Annotated in this window: 10 protein-coding genes and 1 tRNA gene; 1 reads left to right on the forward strand and 10 read right to left on the reverse strand. The window is 66.8% G+C overall.

The genetic code is table 11. The features are described from left to right. Nucleotides 1-72 precede the first annotated feature (72 nt). The 7 genes from AC1DYP_RS08125 to AC1DYP_RS08155 all read right to left on the reverse strand — a co-directional run bounded on the left by AC1DYP_RS08125 (nucleotide 73) and on the right by AC1DYP_RS08155 (nucleotide 13,114). Complete coding sequence (locus tag AC1DYP_RS08125; protein WP_477045990.1) at nucleotides 73-2,379, reverse strand: heparinase II/III domain-containing protein; 2,307 nt, start codon at nucleotides 2,377-2,379, stop codon at nucleotides 73-75. A gap of 114 nt (nucleotides 2,380-2,493) precedes the next feature. Next, a complete protein-coding gene (locus AC1DYP_RS08130) occupies nucleotides 2,494-3,156 on the reverse strand; it encodes a putative 2OG-Fe(II) oxygenase (RefSeq protein WP_477045911.1) in 663 nt (220 codons plus the stop codon). Between the two features lie 20 nt (nucleotides 3,157-3,176). Continuing rightward, nucleotides 3,177-5,525, reverse strand: coding sequence for a hypothetical protein (locus AC1DYP_RS08135; RefSeq protein ID WP_477045912.1), 2,349 nt, complete (start codon nucleotides 5,523-5,525; stop codon nucleotides 3,177-3,179). Between the two features lie 102 nt (nucleotides 5,526-5,627). After that, nucleotides 5,628-8,474, reverse strand: coding sequence for a TonB-dependent receptor plug domain-containing protein (locus AC1DYP_RS08140; RefSeq protein WP_477045913.1), 2,847 nt, complete (start codon nucleotides 8,472-8,474; stop codon nucleotides 5,628-5,630). A 558-nt stretch (nucleotides 8,475-9,032) separates the two neighbouring features. Beyond that, nucleotides 9,033-11,471: a TonB-dependent receptor gene (locus AC1DYP_RS08145; protein WP_477045991.1), complete on the reverse strand. Its 2,439-nt coding sequence runs from the start codon at nucleotides 11,469-11,471 to the stop codon at nucleotides 9,033-9,035. Nucleotides 11,472-11,487: 16 nt separating this feature from the next. Further along, nucleotides 11,488-12,486: a FecR family protein gene (locus AC1DYP_RS08150; protein ID WP_477045914.1), complete on the reverse strand. Its 999-nt coding sequence runs from the start codon at nucleotides 12,484-12,486 to the stop codon at nucleotides 11,488-11,490. Nucleotides 12,487-12,598: 112 nt separating this feature from the next. Further along, entirely contained in the window at nucleotides 12,599-13,114 is a 516-nt protein-coding gene (locus AC1DYP_RS08155) for an RNA polymerase sigma factor (protein WP_477045915.1), read from the reverse strand. A 384-nt stretch (nucleotides 13,115-13,498) separates the two neighbouring features. Between AC1DYP_RS08155 and AC1DYP_RS08160 the strand changes: the two genes are divergently transcribed. Then, nucleotides 13,499-13,786 carry a hypothetical protein gene (locus tag AC1DYP_RS08160; protein WP_477045916.1) on the forward strand — a complete coding sequence of 96 codons (288 nt, stop codon included), beginning with the start codon at nucleotides 13,499-13,501 and terminating at the stop codon, nucleotides 13,784-13,786. 259 nt (nucleotides 13,787-14,045) lie between these two features. Here the strand turns inward: AC1DYP_RS08160 and mlaD are convergent, their stop codons facing one another. The 3 genes from mlaD to AC1DYP_RS08175 form a co-directional block, all read right to left on the reverse strand. After that, nucleotides 14,046-14,573, reverse strand: coding sequence for an outer membrane lipid asymmetry maintenance protein MlaD (gene mlaD, locus AC1DYP_RS08165; RefSeq protein ID WP_477045917.1), 528 nt, complete (start codon nucleotides 14,571-14,573; stop codon nucleotides 14,046-14,048). Nucleotides 14,574-15,178: 605 nt separating this feature from the next. Continuing rightward, a tRNA-Arg gene (locus AC1DYP_RS08170) sits at nucleotides 15,179-15,255 on the reverse strand. Between the two features lie 31 nt (nucleotides 15,256-15,286). Next, complete coding sequence (locus AC1DYP_RS08175; RefSeq protein ID WP_035079271.1) at nucleotides 15,287-15,592, reverse strand: ETC complex I subunit; 306 nt, start codon at nucleotides 15,590-15,592, stop codon at nucleotides 15,287-15,289. Between the last annotated feature and the right edge of the window lie 3 nt (nucleotides 15,593-15,595).

Below are 15,595 nucleotides of genomic sequence, written 5' to 3' on the forward strand. Positions count from 1 at the left end.
CCTCGTCGGTTATCGATAACTTCTCAGTCTGGAAAGGGATTGGCAAGGTCGTTGCGCCAACCCCGGGGCGGCTCAACGCGGCGCGGTCGATCGGCGCGCCAGCGCGACGCCGCGCTCGCAGGCCTTGGCCGCCCCGTCCACCGTGATCGATCGCGCGCCGTCGCAGGCCAGACGGATCGCATAGGTCGGCTGGCCCTCGATGTTGGCATGGACGCCCCCCACGCCCGTCGTCTTGACGACGAAGGCCTTGGACAGGGAATCCAGCTCGACCCGGCCGTCGCGCCGCAGATAGCTGCCGTCGGCGACGAACCATCGCTTGGGTTTTCCCGCGTCGCCGCCCTCGGGATAGGTCAGGGCCAGGATGTAGGCGTCGGTCTCCCAGCCGCCGAGACTGGCGTTGGCGTTGCGGTGCCGGATGCGACCGTCGGCCAGGAGGTTGAAATAGACCTCGGTCACCTCGCCCTTCTGGCGGATCCTGACCAGCAGGTAGTCCTTGGTCTCGACCCGCTCGATCCGGGGCGCGGCGCCGCCGTTCGGCGTCAGGGCGACCACGAACTTGGTGCGGTCCGTCACGCCCGGCGCCTGCAGACGCAGGTAGGGCTGGGCCTCGTCAGGGGCGTGATCCTTCAAGCCCTTGCCCTCGGCCAGGCGCAGCAGCTCGGGATAGTCGGTGGGCAGGCCCGCGTCGGGCAGGGTCTCGGGGAACAGCGGACGCACCGCGACCTCGGCCTCGCCGTTCTTGACGGTGATGACCTGGCCCTGGCGCTTGGCCTCGCCCTCGTAGTGCAGCAGCCATTCGAACTGGCCCGGCTGCCAGCCCTTGAGGTCGTCGATGACCAGGATCGTGTCGCCGACCCAAAGGAAGCTGCGGTACTTGCGCTCGAACGTGCTGGCGTTGGGGCCCGTGGCGTCGGCCCAGACGAAGCGCAGGTCCCCGGCGTCGACGAGATGATCGACCCGCCCGGGGAAGTGCGAGCCGTCATAGGTGTTGCTGGCGGGCTCGGCCTTGCCGTCCAGCGTCACGACGTTGTGGGCGACGCTCTGACGGTAGTAGCCGTCGTATTCGGGCCGGGCGTAGCTGGCGTTGCCGGAGTCGATCAGCAGCTGCTTGCCCTTGTGCCACAGGATGAAGCTGCCGGCGTCGGCGTGATTGTGGTTCCAAGCGAAGCCCGAGCGCACCGCCAGGAACGTCGCGTCCGGAGCCCAGGACGAGCGCATCGTCGCCGAGCCCAGGTCGCGGTCGATCCAGCTGGTCGCCAGCCCCGGCCCGCGCCCCGCGCCCGCCCGCGCCTTGGCGGCGGGCCACCGCACCATGTTTTCGGGCTCGTCCCAGACGTCCTGGCCCGGATTGGCTTTGACCGTGTCGAGGTACCAGAGATAGCGCGGCTGCTGGTCGCCGCTGGCCCAGAGGTTGACGATGGCGTGGGCCCCGCTAGCCGTCGGATTGCCGTCGCCGAAGTTGGTCGACAACGCCCCCGCGCCGGTCGGGTAGAGGTTCTGGATGAACAGGTCCGCGACGCCCGCCAGGCGCGGCGTCGGCGCGGGCTTTTCGGTGAAGGCGTCGAGCCAGGCGCGGCGGAACTTCAGGTAACCTTCGACGGCGAAGTCGGCGTAGTTGATGCTTTCGACGAACGCGCCGTTCGATCCGAAGTGCTGGGGCTTGGTCTCGATCGCGCTGCCGTCGTAGTTGGCCCATTCCTCGGAGGCCTCGTCGATGCGCCGGATCCAGGCGTCGGCCTGGGGCTCCTCGGTCTTGACGGCGATGGCCGCGACGCCCGCGCCGAACACGATGTGGCTGAACCAGTTGTGGCCCATGGTGTCGAGGCTGTGGATCCGCTCGGCGCCGTCGATCCAGTCGTTCAAGGTTGGTTTGATGGCGCCCTTGACCAGGGCCTGGGCCAGCCGCTGGCGCTCGGCCGGGCTGAGCGTGTCGTGGATCGCATCGAACGTCTGGCCGTAGACAAAGGCGCTGGTGCCCATGCCCAGGTCGGAGCTCCAGACGGGCGATCGGGCCAGAAGCGGCTTGTCGGTCACCCAGTTGGGCCGCGCCGCATAGATGTCGAGCAGGCCCTTGGCGCGGTCGGCGTAGCGCCGCTCGCCGGTCATGCGATAGGCCAGGGACAGATCCATCAGGGCGGCGTTGAGCTCGCGATCATTGGCGGGCTTGCGCGTCAGGGCCTCGTCGGCCTGGGCGTGGGCGCGGGTCCAGGCAGCCTTGGCGTCGGCGTCTTCGGCCACGCGCGACTTGAACTGCGCCACGTTCTTGTCGCTGAACGAGAGGTACGGATGCCCCGAACGCAGCGTCTGGGCCTGGGCCGCTCCGCCGATCAAGCATGCCGCCAGGGCCAGGCAGGAAACCCGCCGCATCAAACCACGCACCAAGCGCCTTCTCCCCGTCGTTCTCGTTGTACGCACCGTGCCGGTTCGACGATCCGGCGCGTGGTGACATGATATCGATATCAGCGATGATCGCAAGGCGCCGGCGGCGCCGCCTCAAACCAGCGACAGATTGACCGCGAAGCTCCGGCGCACCCCGGGACTCTTGAACGGATAGACGCAGTGCAGCATCCAGGAGGGCCACAGGTAGAAGTCCCCGACCACCGGCTTGACGGTGAACAGGTTGCGCACGCCCACGGCGCTGCGGCTGTCGATGAACTGCAGGCACCCAGCGGTGTTCTGCCGCGCCTTGTCGGCCAGGAATTCGGCCTCGTAGTCCGGCGGAACGCGCAGGAAGCCGACGCTGCTGAACAGACACCCCTGATGGAAGTGCGCCGGGTTGTAGTCGCCGGCCACCATGTCGTTGACCCAGCCTTCCTTGATCTGGATCTCCAGCTTCTTGTCCGCCAGCTCCTCGGTCCGCTCATAGTCGCCGTAATGCATGAGCGCGTTTTCGCAGCGGTAGCTGTAGGTGCGGGCCACGTCGTAGAGGAAGTCGGACAGGTCGCTCATCTCGCCGATCACGTCGGTGAGCCGGATCTCCGTGGTGACCACCCCGGCCAGGTGCTTGGACCAGTCGCGTGCGGCCACCTCGTCCCGTCGCGCGACGATGTCGTCCACGCGCGCGTTCAGGCGATCGACCACGCTTTGCGGCATGGTGGCCTTGATGATCGTCGGGCTGAACGGCGCGACCAGCCGCAGATCGTAGGGGTTGCTCATCGCCGCTCCCGTCGTCGAGCCTATCGCCCGGGCGAGTAGATCACGGCCGTCTGGCCGGGCGCCAGGGTCAGGACCTTCGCGTCCGTCGCGATCCGGCGCTTGGACACCAGATCGATCCGCTCCCCGTCCGCCTTCGGCAGATCCACCGCCACCGACTTTTCGGCGTCTGCGTTGATGGCGATCAGATACGGGCCGTAGCGGGCCTCGTAGTAGTCGCCGCGGCCGGCATAGGGATTGTCCTGGTCGCGATAGCGCGCCTCGGGCGGCGTCTTGGCCACGGGGAGGGCCTCGCCCGCCAAGGCGGCCGGGGCTTCGTCTGGATAGACGACGAGCGGGATCGCGCCGGCCGAGAAGTGCGGCGAGGCCGGACGTACGCACTGCTTGCCGCTGGGCGTGAAGTCCACGCGCGACGCGATCGTGGCGATCCGGTCCGTGGTCGGGGTCTGGTAGTGGAAACGGGCCAGGCGGTTGACCCCGCAATTGGCGCGCCAATAGAGCTCGGCGTAGAGGATCTCGTCGCCGTTCTTGACCGCCACGACCCCGTCCTCCGGATCGGCGAACACCACGTCGGGCTGGCCGGGCGTCATCGGCAGCCGAACGTCGGACCTGGGCCAGTCCTTCACGGCCAGCCACTCGTCATAAGCCTCGAGCAGGCCGATCGTCGTGCGCTGGCCCTTGTCCTTGAGCCGATCGCGCAGCACCGCGAAGTACTGGCCGTCGTCCAGCATCTGGCGCGCGACCGCCATCAATTGCGGGTCCTTGGTGGCCACGGCCGTATGGAACGGCGTGTTGTCCCAGCCCGACTTCTGCACGTAGGTCGTGACGCCCGGATAGACCGGGTCACGCCAGCCGATCGGCGCCTCCAGCAGCATGGTGCGCGCACCTTCGGCGTCGATGCCCGGATAGCGGAAATAGGTCCGCGCCCGAGCCATCTTCAGAAGCTGCGCGCGCAGCACGGGATCGCCCTCGGCGCCGGGCCCCGGCGCGGTCGCCAGATAGATGCCCGTCGCCCAGTCGAGGATCTCGCCATAGCTGCCGACGAAGCCCAGCTCCTTGGACAGCCCGGCCTTGGTGAAGAGCCTGTAATCGTCAGCCGACCGGAAGCTTCCCGTGTCGGTCGCCGAGCTGGAATAGGTCGGCGCGCCCTTGTCGTCGAGGCTGCCGGTCCAGGGCTGCAGGCCCATCGACTCGTACAGCAGGCCACGCATCCGAGGCTCGGGCCGGGCCTTGTCGCTGCCCAGCGCCCGCAGGCCCTCGTTGCTCCAATAGATGCCCTGCAGATCGACGATCATCGACTGGTTGGTGTAGAGCCGCCGATGGGTCAGGCCGTAGGTCAGCCCCAAATCCAGCATCCTGGCGTAGGCCTCGCGACGGCTGATCGACGCGCCCTCCCCCGCCGGGATCGGAGCGTCGAGATAGGGCGCGATATCGGCGGCGGTCAGCTTTAGCGCCTTGCCGAACGGACCCAGCGCCTCCCAGTCCGGATTGGTGCGCGAGGCGTCGACATAAACCGTCTTGGGATCGGCCAGGAACTTGGCGAAATAGGCGTCGCCGCTCTGGACGAGCTTCCGCACGGCTTGCGGGTTCCTGTAGGCCCGGGTCCAAGTCAGGCCGTAGGCGCGGGCGATGAACTGCGACTCCAGCACCTCCAGCGGTCCTGGTCGGGCGAGCTCGCGCTCGATCTCCAGGTTCACCCGCGCCTTCAGGTTCTCCAGGATCTCGGGCCCCGCCGAAGGCCCCGCCGCCGCGATCGGCGGCGCCCGGCCCGCGGCCTCGTTCGTCTCCAGGAAGGGATCGGCGTGGACATACAGCGCGTAGATCGGCCGCGACGGCTGGACCATCGGCTTCTGGAAGGCTTCGAACCGGTTGGTGTAGACCGCGTAGGGGCCGCTGGCGCGGATGGCGCAATCCAGCTGCGCGCGCCCCTTGGTCAGGGTCAGGGGCAGCGGAAACGTGCGGTAGGTGAAGCGCCCGGCGAAGGGCGGAGCCTGGGTTCCGATGTCGAGAATCTCGACGTCGCCCAGATGGCGGTAGCCGACCTGCTTGCCGTCGCAGAACAGGGTGAGCTTGTTGTCGTTGGCGTCGCCGCCCCAGAGGCGGACGGAAGCATAGTTCTGGATCGCCGGATCGACCGCGAGCTTGAACGTGAGGTCCCCGCTGAAGCGGGCGCCTGGAGACGCGGGCGGCAGACGTCGCGCAGGCGCGCCCAGACCGCCCATGACACGCTCGGAAGCCTTGGCGTCGACCGCATGCCGGGCCTCGGAATCGGCGTCGCCAAACACGATCTTGTCGATCAGCGGCGTGGCCGCCTGGGCGGACGACGCGAAGAACAACACGGCGGTCGAGACGATCAATCCCTGCCTGGTCATGCGGGCGGCCTTTTTGGGCGAAGGTCTGCTTTCAGTTGGAAGCGAGGGGGCGATCGCCCGCCCCCTCGCTCGTCATGCGGCAGGACGTTGGAGGCCGGAGGCCTAGAACTCCCGCCGGACCGTCAGCCAGACCGACCGCGGCGCGTTGCGCTTGAGCAGGTAGCCCGACTCCGGCAGCTGATCGACCACGTCATAGACCTGGACGTTGGCCGGGAGGTTGCTGCTGATCATCGGATCGTAGGCCGAGATGTACTGCGTATCGAACACGTTGCGGACATCGAGGGTCATCTTGGTCTTGGCCAGACCCTCGTACTGCACCGAGACGTCCACATTGTCCTGCTTGGGCAGGAAGCGGTGGTCCAGCGAGTTGGTGTTGAGCTTGCGCACATCCATCCAGCGGTGGCGGACGTTGAAGCGGAAGTCCTTGTACGTATAGGAAAACGTGTTGCTGACCGTCCATTTGGGCGACCGCGCCAGAAGGCCCGAGTCGACGCGGAGGACGTCGTCATCCGCGCCCTGGCCGTTGGCGCCGGTGTTGAGCCAGTTATAGGCCTCGGTCGTCTTGCCGTTCAGATAGGTCACCGACGGCGACCACTCCAGGCTCCGCGTGATCCGCCACTTGGCCCACCCCTCGACGCCGCGGGTGAAGTACTTGTTGAAGTTCTCGGGCAGCAGGTAGGTCGAGACATTGTCCTTGTCGACCGCGGTCGGGTAATCGTTCACGGCGAAGTTCTGGTAGAAGTAGGTGATCTGGCCGTTGAACTTGCGGTCGCCGAACGTATAGGCGACCTCGTGGCCCTTGATGAAGGCCGTGGGGCCCAGCGGACGCACCAGCGTCGCCGCCGTCGAGTAGCGGTTGACGACCCCCGACGAGGGCTGCTTGGCGTCGGTCCAACGGTAATAGATCTTGTGCTTGTCGTTGAAGTTGTAGCCGATCGCGACGCTGTAATCGACCAGGCCGAGATCCTTGTCGGCGCGGATGATCTTCGCCGCCGTCTGGGCCATATAGACGTTGTCATAGACGGTCAGCGGATCGCCATCGAGGCCGCCGCTGGCCAGCGACGCGGCGCCGGCGTTGCGCGTGTCCCAGGTCTCCGAATAGGTCTTGGCGTCGAAGTGCTGGTACTTGATGCTGCCGTTGAAGTCGAACTTGCCCGGTGACCAGCTGAAGCCGGCATAGGGCGAGACCTCCAGGATCTTGGCCCGCTGCGACACCGTGGTGAAGAGGCCGCTGCCGTACGAACCCCAGCCGCCGGCGTCGGTCAGCTGGTAGGTCATCCCCGTATTGGTGACGTACCGGGCGTTCAGGTTCTGCACCTGCCCGTCGGCCCAGGCCGAGACCCCCAGGCCGTTGGCCCAGTTGTCGTTGGCCTGCTCAGACCGCGAGACGTACAGGCCAAGGTTCAGGCTGTAATTGTCCCCGTGATAGGTCGTGGTGAAGTTGCCCATGAAGTCCTTGGACCCACGGTCGTTGTCCTCGGCCCGCGTCAGCAGCACCAGATCCTGCGAGCCGCTGGCGACCGGCACGACGCCGGAGTTGAAGGTGCCGTCGGCGTTGGGGATCGTGGCGGTGACCAGGCCGCCGCGCATGTCGATGTCGCGGTTGGGCAGGCTGTTGGCCACGATGCACAGGCTGTTGGCCTGGAAGGTGGTCGCCGTGACCCGCAGGCAGGCCGCGCCGGTGCGGTAGTTGGTCCCCAGTTGCGAGCCGGCCACGTTGTTGGCCACGCGCGCGACGATCTGGCCCGCCGCGTTGGTGAACTCGTAATAGCCCGGGGTCCGGTCCAGGTTGTTGATGTTGAGACCATAGCGCTCGCGCGAAGCGGCCGCCGAGGCCAACGACGCCAGGCCCTGCGGCTTGTAGGACTGCCCGCGATAGTCGGACTTTTGCACGCGAACCGCGCCCGTGAAGCCCCACGGGCCGTCCGTGTCGTGGCGCCAGTTCAGCGAAATCGCATCCTGCTGGTAGCGATAGCCGTCGGACGGATCCAGCTCGTGGCTGCCGGACTTGAAGTAGTTCGGGACGGTCTGCTGGCCGCCTTTCATGAACAGGTTCACGTCGCGGCCGAAGCCTGGGATCTCCTCGGGATCCTGGTAGCCGTAGGCCGGCTGCTGGAAGGTCGTCAGTTCGGCGTTCGTGTCGTCCAGGTGCTTCAGGATCACGTTGAACGAGCCCGACCCGCCGCCGCCCTGGTATTCCTTGTAGAGGTTCACCTTGAACTGGCCGCCATGGTTCAGGTCGTAGCCCGGGTTCACCTGGCCGTTGGAGCGGCGATAGAAGCCGCTGATCCCGATGCCGGCGTCGCCCGCCTTGTTGACCCAGCCGTACGAACCGTCGACCTGCTTCCATGACAGGTGAAGGTCTTCGCCCTCGAAGCCGACACGGGCCTGAATGACCCCGCCCGGCTTAACCGCGCCGGTGATGTAATTGAAGGTGGCGCCCACCGACGTCGTCACGCCTGTCGCCGACGAACCGCCGCGAACCGACTCCACGCGGCTGGTCGAGATATCGGCGCGATAGAAGTAGCCGTCCTGGAAGCCGCTGAACTTGAACGGCACCACCGGCAGGCCGTCTTCCAGAATGGTGGTCCAGAAGTAGCCCGAGGTGTTGGCCCCCGTGCCGATGGTCATGCCGCGGGTGAAGACCTCGTTGCGGGCCACCCCGTCGTTGGACTCGACGACGACGCCGGGCATGTCGCGCAGCATGTCGTCGGCGCTGATCGGCGTGAACTTGGACATGTCGTCTTCAGACAGGATGGAGAACGAGACATTCGCCTTCTTGGCTTGCGTCCCGGCCATGACGCCGGTGACGATAATGGTGTCGACGGCGTTGACGTCCGTCTCGGACGGCTTCGGCGTCTGCGCGGCCTGAGCGGCGGCGGGCGCCGACTGTGCGTGCGCCGCGCCCGCGGAGAGCGCGCCGGCGCCGGCCGCGATAGCCAGCACCATGTGAGAAACTTGCAGAGCGCGGCGACCGTCGCGCGCGGGGCTGTGACGACCCATTTTATCCTCCCCTCAGGACGCTTGACCGTCCTACTTGTTGGCTGCCGAGCCGAAGCCACTGTCATGGACACGCTCGATTGTTATCGATAACAGTGTCGTTCTTTGACTGTCAACGGTGTTTTGGCGCGGAGGGACAAGCGTCAAGCGTGCGTGCGGATCGGGCGACAGAGTTGCTCCGAACGGGAAGCGGGAACCACGCCTCGCCATTTGGTATCGATCTCAGCGAATCCTGCGATTCCCGACCAAGCGCCCAACGGCCCGCCCGGAGCGGGGCGCCTCCATGGACGGAATTGGACGTGGCAGGTGGGCGCCAAGAGCGGACTCGAGCACCGCTCCACGCACGCGATATTCAGCCCATCCCACCAAAGGCAGATGCCGACGCTGGTGTGGGGCGATCATGGAGAGACCCATGATGCGCCCAGTGGCGTTTCGGTGGGTCGGAGCGCGACGCGAAAATGGCCGGGATGACTTCAGCGTCTCGCACAACGTCGCGAGGCGACAGGTCTAGAACCGCGACACAAGCCGAACGCCGGTCGTGCGCGGCCGCAGAGGTGTGATGGCCTGGTCGCTGCGCGGGGCGAACGGGTTGCCGAAAGCAAAGGTGTTGGCGTGGCTGTCGAAGGGGTTGTCGACATAGGCGGCAAGGGTCCAGCGGTCGGTTTCAAGCGCCGCGCTGGCCGCCGTCGTCCAGTAGCTGTCCAGGTGTCGTCCGGTGGCCCGATCCAACCCGAGTCGCGCGCGCCCCGTGTGGGCGGTCTGGATGCGAAGTCGCAAGGTGGGGCCCCAGGCCAGAGGTCGGTGATAGTCGATATTGAGATTGGCCGATCCGCTGGAAACCCCCGCCAAGCCCGCGCTGGCGACGGACGCCGGATCCACGCTGAGTCGCGACAGACTGGGATTGTTGACCAGGAGCGCCAAACTTAGATCGAAGTGATCGCTGGCGCGCCAGGCGCCTTCGACTTCAAGGCCGGTATTGTCGCCGTCGCCGACATTGACTGTGTAGCCCAGGCCGTCCGCGAGGTACTGATCGCTCTGGATCGAATCCCACTCGGCATAGAAGGCCGCGGCGCGCATCTGCAGGCGATCATCGAAAGCCTTCAGCTTGACACCAACCTCGTGGTTCCAGAGTTGGTCGGGGCGGTACTGGCGTTGCGGGGCGCCGAAACTCCCAAATACCTGCCCCACCCTCCCGCCGGTATTGAATCCGCCGGGGCGATAGCCTTCCGAAAGCTGCAGATAGACCAACAGCGATGACTTCGGCGCATAGCTGACCAGGATCTTGGGTGAGACCCCGCGCTCGCCGTCTTCCCCTGCGAAGGCGCGGGCCTCCCCTGCCTGGATGACGCTGGATCGGACATCATAGTGGTAGTCGAACCAGCGCAGGCCGGCCGTGGCCGACAGGCTCCACGGCAGGTCCCAAGTGGCTTCGCCGTAGACGGCCGCCTCGCGGATGTCGTCGATGCGCGCTTCCTGATAGCCAGGAGCCCCGCCCGTCGTGGCCGGCGCCATGGCGCTGTCGAAGCGGGCCTCCGTGGTGGAGAAGAAGGCGCCGACAAGGCCATGCAGCCGCCGCCCGGTCGGCGTGGCGTAGGTGACCTCGCCGACCACCAGATCGGTGCTCCGCGCGTCGTCGAAGGCGGCCGGGCCCGTCGGCAGGCCAAACAGGGCCGTCTGGCTCGTGGCGTCATAGCGACTGGAGAAGTCGTGACCCAAGTGCGAAATCGAACCGGTCAACCGGCCCCAGTCTCCGTCACCCGTCAGGGTCACGGAGTACTGGTCGAAGCTGTTGGCATGGGGTTCGCGCACGGCGTTGTCGCGCATCAACGGTCCCAACCGCGCCACACCGTACTGGGTGTCGTGGTTGTGGATCACTTGGTAGTTGGTCACCGCCATGACCTGCCAGGCGGGTGACAGGACGGCCCGAAGCGACAGGCGTGCGCCGTTCCGCTCGGAGGCGTTGACGTCGTTGCGCGTCGGGCCGGCATTGTCGATGTAGCCGGGCGATGTCTCAACGTAGCCCACGGCCCGCATCGCCACCTTTCCCGCCAGCAGCGGAAGATTGATCGTACCCTCCAGCTCGCCGCCCACGCCACCGTGGCGGGTGGTGGAGGCGCCCGCCAGGACCTGACCGGAGATCTCGTCAAGATTGGGCTTGCGCGTGGCCAGTCGAACGACCCCGCCGATCGTACCGCCGCCGTAAAGCGTGCCCTGGGGGCCACGCATGACTTCGACCCGCTCAATGTCGGCCAGCCGCAGATCCGGGTCTGGCGCGTTGTAGGTGATGGGCACCTCGTCAAGATAAAGGGCGACAATCGACTGCGTCTGCCCCGTGAAAGCCCCGTCCGAAAGGCCGCGCAGCAGGATCTTGTCTCGGCCAGGGCCCAGGTTGGTGGTGGTCAGTCCAGCCACCTGAAAGCCGATGTCAGCCAAGCTGGAGGCGCGCTCGCGAGTGATCGCCTCGCCGGAGACCGCCGAGATAGCGTAGGGGGTCCGGCCCGGGAGGTTGGGAAAGCGCTGGGCGGTGATCACGACCTCTCCGAGCGCGACCTCGCCCTCCGCTTCCGCCACGACCGGCGGGGCCAGCCGCGGCGCGTAGGCGGCCGCCGGCGGGAGCTTCGGGAGGGCCCTGCGCACCACGACGGTGCGCTGATCCAGGATCGCGAAGGTGCAGCCCGACCCGGCCAGCACGCGAGAAAGGGCGGTCTCCAGCGACATAAGCCCGGCAATCGTCGGGCTCTCTCCGCGACAGACATCGAGATTGCCGCCCAGCGACACCTCGGCCTGAAGCGCCAGGTCAATCAGGGCCGCGCGCACTGGCTTGCGCGCCACCCGCAGCCGAACCTCGGGCGACGCGGCCTCAGCGGCGGGTCCAAGGCTGAGCGACGCAGCGACAAGCGCGGACAAACCTGCCCATCGCAGCGTGGGCCGACTCACGAAATCCATGACCGACAACTGGCGATCATTGCCCCTTCAGAACGATTTCGTTCGGGCGCGTGACGACAGCCACCCCGCTGAACTGCGCCAATCGCTCGACCATGGCCTGCTGTCGGTCGACGAGGAACACACCGCTGACCTTCACGTTCGCCGCGCTAGGATCGATGCGGATCGGCACGCCTCCATACCGGTTGAAGTCGGCGACCACGTCGGCCAGGGGCGTGTTGTCGTAGATCAGCCGTCCAGCGCGCCAGGCGAACACCGCGTCGGGATCGGCGCCGCGCACCTCCTGGACAGTGGTGCCTTCAGTGTGGAGAACCTGCTGGCCTCTGGTCAACCGCACCTCGCCGCCGCTCGCCTGCGCCACGGCGACGACGCCGCGACGCACGGTCACGGCGGTGCGTCCCTCATGGCGCGAGATGTTGAACTCGGTGCCGATGACTCGAACCCGCTGATCGCCCAAAGCGACCACGAACGGGTTGCCAGGCTTGTGGACGACGTCGAACGCGGCCTGGCCGTCCGCGAGGATGACGTCCCGGTGTCCGGCGCGCATCGTGACGCTGACCCGCGTGTCGGCGCCCAGGGTCAGGCGTGAGCCGTCCGCCAGGGTCACCGCCCGGACCTCGCCCTTGGCGGTGACATAGTCCGTTGGGGCCGAGGGCAGCCATCTGGGCGCCAACACCAGGGCCGCGACGCTGGCGGCGATGGCGCCGCCGGCGATCAGCCAGCGGGTCGGACGTCGTGAGCGCGGCTTGAAGGCCGTGACCGTGGATCTGGGCTCGAGCACCTTGGTGTCGGTGGGGGCGGAAGGCGTCGCCGTGGCGGTCGCCAACAGGGCTTCGGCCGCCGGGTCTTCCAGGTCGAGCCATAGCGCCTCGACCTCCTCATAGGCGAGGCGGTGGGCCGGATCGGCTTCGAGCCAGGTCTGGAAATCAGTCCAGGCGTCGAGGTCGGCGTCGTCCCGCAGGCGGGCGAACCAGTCTGTTGCGGTCTGCAGGATCGGATCGATCGGAGAAGCGGTCATGGGCGGTCACCTGAGGCTTCGCGGCCGAATGCGGGCCAGCCTCTCCGCAACGACGTCGCCGACCAACCTTCGCCTCCCCGGTTTGTCGGGGGGTGATGCAGATTAGCCGCACTCATCGGATCACCCTGGAATGAAGATGGCTCAGGGCCAAGCTGATCTGCTTTTCAACCAAGCTTTTTGAGATGCCCAAGGCGGCGGCGGTCTGGGCGTACGACAGACCGTCGATCTTGTGGAGCTTGAAAATCCGTTGGGCGCGCGGCGAAAGCGTCGTCAGGGCGGCCATGACCTTGTCCAGCCGCTGTCGCGCGATGACGGCCGATTCCGCGTCGGGCGCGTCGGCGACATCCACGGGTCCCACCGAGGTCTGGTGCGTGCTGCGCCAGTCGGCGTCACGCGCGCCGGCGCGGCGACGCTGGCGCAGGCGGTCCAGCATCAGGTTGGAGGCTAGCCGATAGAGAAAGGCCGGCGGATTGTTCACCGGCTCGTCCTGCAGGGCGATGACCTTCAGATAGAGGTCCTGCACGAGATCCTCGACATCGGCGTCGGGACCCAGCTTGGCCAGGAAGAACCGCCGCATGTCGTCGCGGCGTTCAAGATAGGACGCCAGAAGAGGCGATTGGCTCTGCACCGGCGGCTCTTCAGCAGGATGTCAATTGAGGAACGGTCCAACGCAGGGCCACGGCGAGATCCAATGAGGCTGGCGCGGTCTTGGGAGCCGCCTGTTGCGAAGCTTGTCGGGATAAGGTTCACGGCGAAATGTCACAACTATGGCCATCTGTTCCGACAAAACCGGCGCATGCGGCTGACCAGCAACCCTTAGAACGCGAACGCTTCGCGATCACCTTCCACGATCATGTTGCGAGCGCCTGCCAGGGCCGACCGGAGGGCTATGGGGCCAGACCATTGAGGTCAACGCAACCGGAAAGCCGCCGCCCCAAAGCCAAGGATGAATTCGGTGAGTGGGCGATGGCTGCGTGGCGTCATTGGGTCATGGCCTCACGGAGTATCGCTCATGAACGACGCCCTCTTCGCTCGCGGCTTCCTGACCGATGGCGATGTCGCCTATCTGATCTCCAGCAACGCGGGCCTGGCTCGGTCCAAGCTGCACCGTTCGACCAAAATCTGTGACTTGCAACTTCCGTTGGAGGCCTATTACGCGGTGCTGGTCGCGATCGAGGATCATTTCGACATCGAGATCGACGACCTGGTCGGCGCCGACTGCGACACCCTCGGAGCGCTGATGGACCGCCTCAAGGATCGCGTTGCCCGTTCCCGGAGTCCTGTCGCCCTGGCCGGATGAAGAGCAGTTGATCAATGCAGTACAAGCAGAGCCGACCGCCAGCAGCGCCACCCCGCGCATAGAATAGGCCATGCCCTAAACTGCGCTCGTCATCGGGCAGTCGGCCCGAGCGTCGACGAACTGCGCGCATTGACGTTGTCCGTGCGGTCGAGTTCGGCGGGGCGAACCTCGCCAGACGATCTGACCGCCCAGCGTCGAGCGCCCGATGGTGCGCAACGGTTTGAAGATCGCGGGGATCGTAGCGTGGGCCGCGGCCATCTCAGTGACTGTCTGGAGCAGTGTCGGCGGACGCGGCGGGCGCTTCGCCGGCCGTCGGCGCGGCGGCGGCGCCTCCTCCGCCGCCTTGTGGTCGCATAGCCGAACCGATCTGGCCGAACAGGTCGACCGCGCCCTGGATGTTCTCGATCTCGCCGCCCGGCTTGATGTCGTCGGTTGCGCCGCCAGGCGTGATCGCCACGTGGACGCTGCCCAGCAGGCTGTCGCTGGTGATCTTGGCGGTGGAGTCCGAGGGCAGCTTGATGTCCGGATCCAGGCTGAGCGTGGTCACCGCCAGATAGGTCTTGGGGTCCAGTCTGATTTCCGAAACGGTGCCGACCTCGACGCCCGCCACGGTGACGGCCGCGCCCGGCGCCAGCGATCCGACTTGGCCGAACTTGGCCGTGACGTCATAGCCGCCCGGCTTGCCGCCCACGCCGCCCACCGTCAGCGAGAAGACCAGAACCCCCACCGCGAGGACGAGGACGAGGAGACCCATCAGGGTCTCGGCCCATTGTTCGTGCAACCCCATATCCTTTCGAAATCCGGCAAGGCCGCCCGCCCGACGGCCGGCCCGTCGTTGTCTACCGCCCGGCGGGACGCTGGGCGGTGCGCCGCGGTTGGGAGATCAGCACGTCAATATTGCCGCCGGGCCTGGGCGCCGCGGGCGCAGCCGTCGCAAGGGGAAAGCGGCGTCTGTCCATGGTGAACTCTTCTATTCATGTGACGCGGCGCAGCGCCGTTCTGCCCAATGACGCCGCCGCCCCACAGCCCCCTCACACAATTGTCGCCGCGCGTCAGGCCGGCTCACGCAGGAACGCCCGGAGCGCGTTATCCCCGCCTGGCCCGGAGCGTTTCGGCGACACAGAGCGTCTCCTCACCGAGGGGCCAGCCGGCCCAACATCGCGCGCGGCATCCACTGCGCCGGAGCGGACACCCACGACGTTGGCGATGGTCGGACGGGTTCGCACCGGCGCTCACGACGAATCCGCCGCTGGGGCGCGCGTCGAAACAACCGAGCGGGCCAGCCTTCAGCGGCCCTTTTCTTCTCGACCTTTGCCGACCAGGGCCGCCGGGCTCAGGTCAGAAAGGGAAACTCGGGGAAACTTTGGGAAACCCCCGGGAACGCGGAGGGTGTGGCGCGCCCTGCTGGATTCGAACCAGCGACCGCTCGCTTAGAAGGCGAGTGCTCTATCCAGCTGAGCTAAGGGCGCGGACCCCGAGGGGAAACTTGAAGCCGAACGCCTAGTGCGTCCAGGGTTGCTTGCGGCCGGCGGCGAAGTTGTCGGCGTAGGCCTTGATGATCCGCTTGGGGGTCTTGGGCTCGAACAGCTGGAACGAGATCTCGTGACGCTGGGCGTAGGCCACGGCCTCGTCGCGGGTCTCGAAGTTCAGGCGCACCTGGCCGTTCATGTCGCTCGACTGGGTCCAGCCCATCAGCGGGTCGGAACGTCTGGCCGAGGCCGGTTCGAACTCCAGCACCCAATCCTTGGTCTTGGCCTTGCCGGACTGCATGGCGGTCTTGGCGGGGCGGTAGATGCGCGCGAGCATGAA

This window comes from Caulobacter sp. P1_D6 (assembly GCF_056406095.1).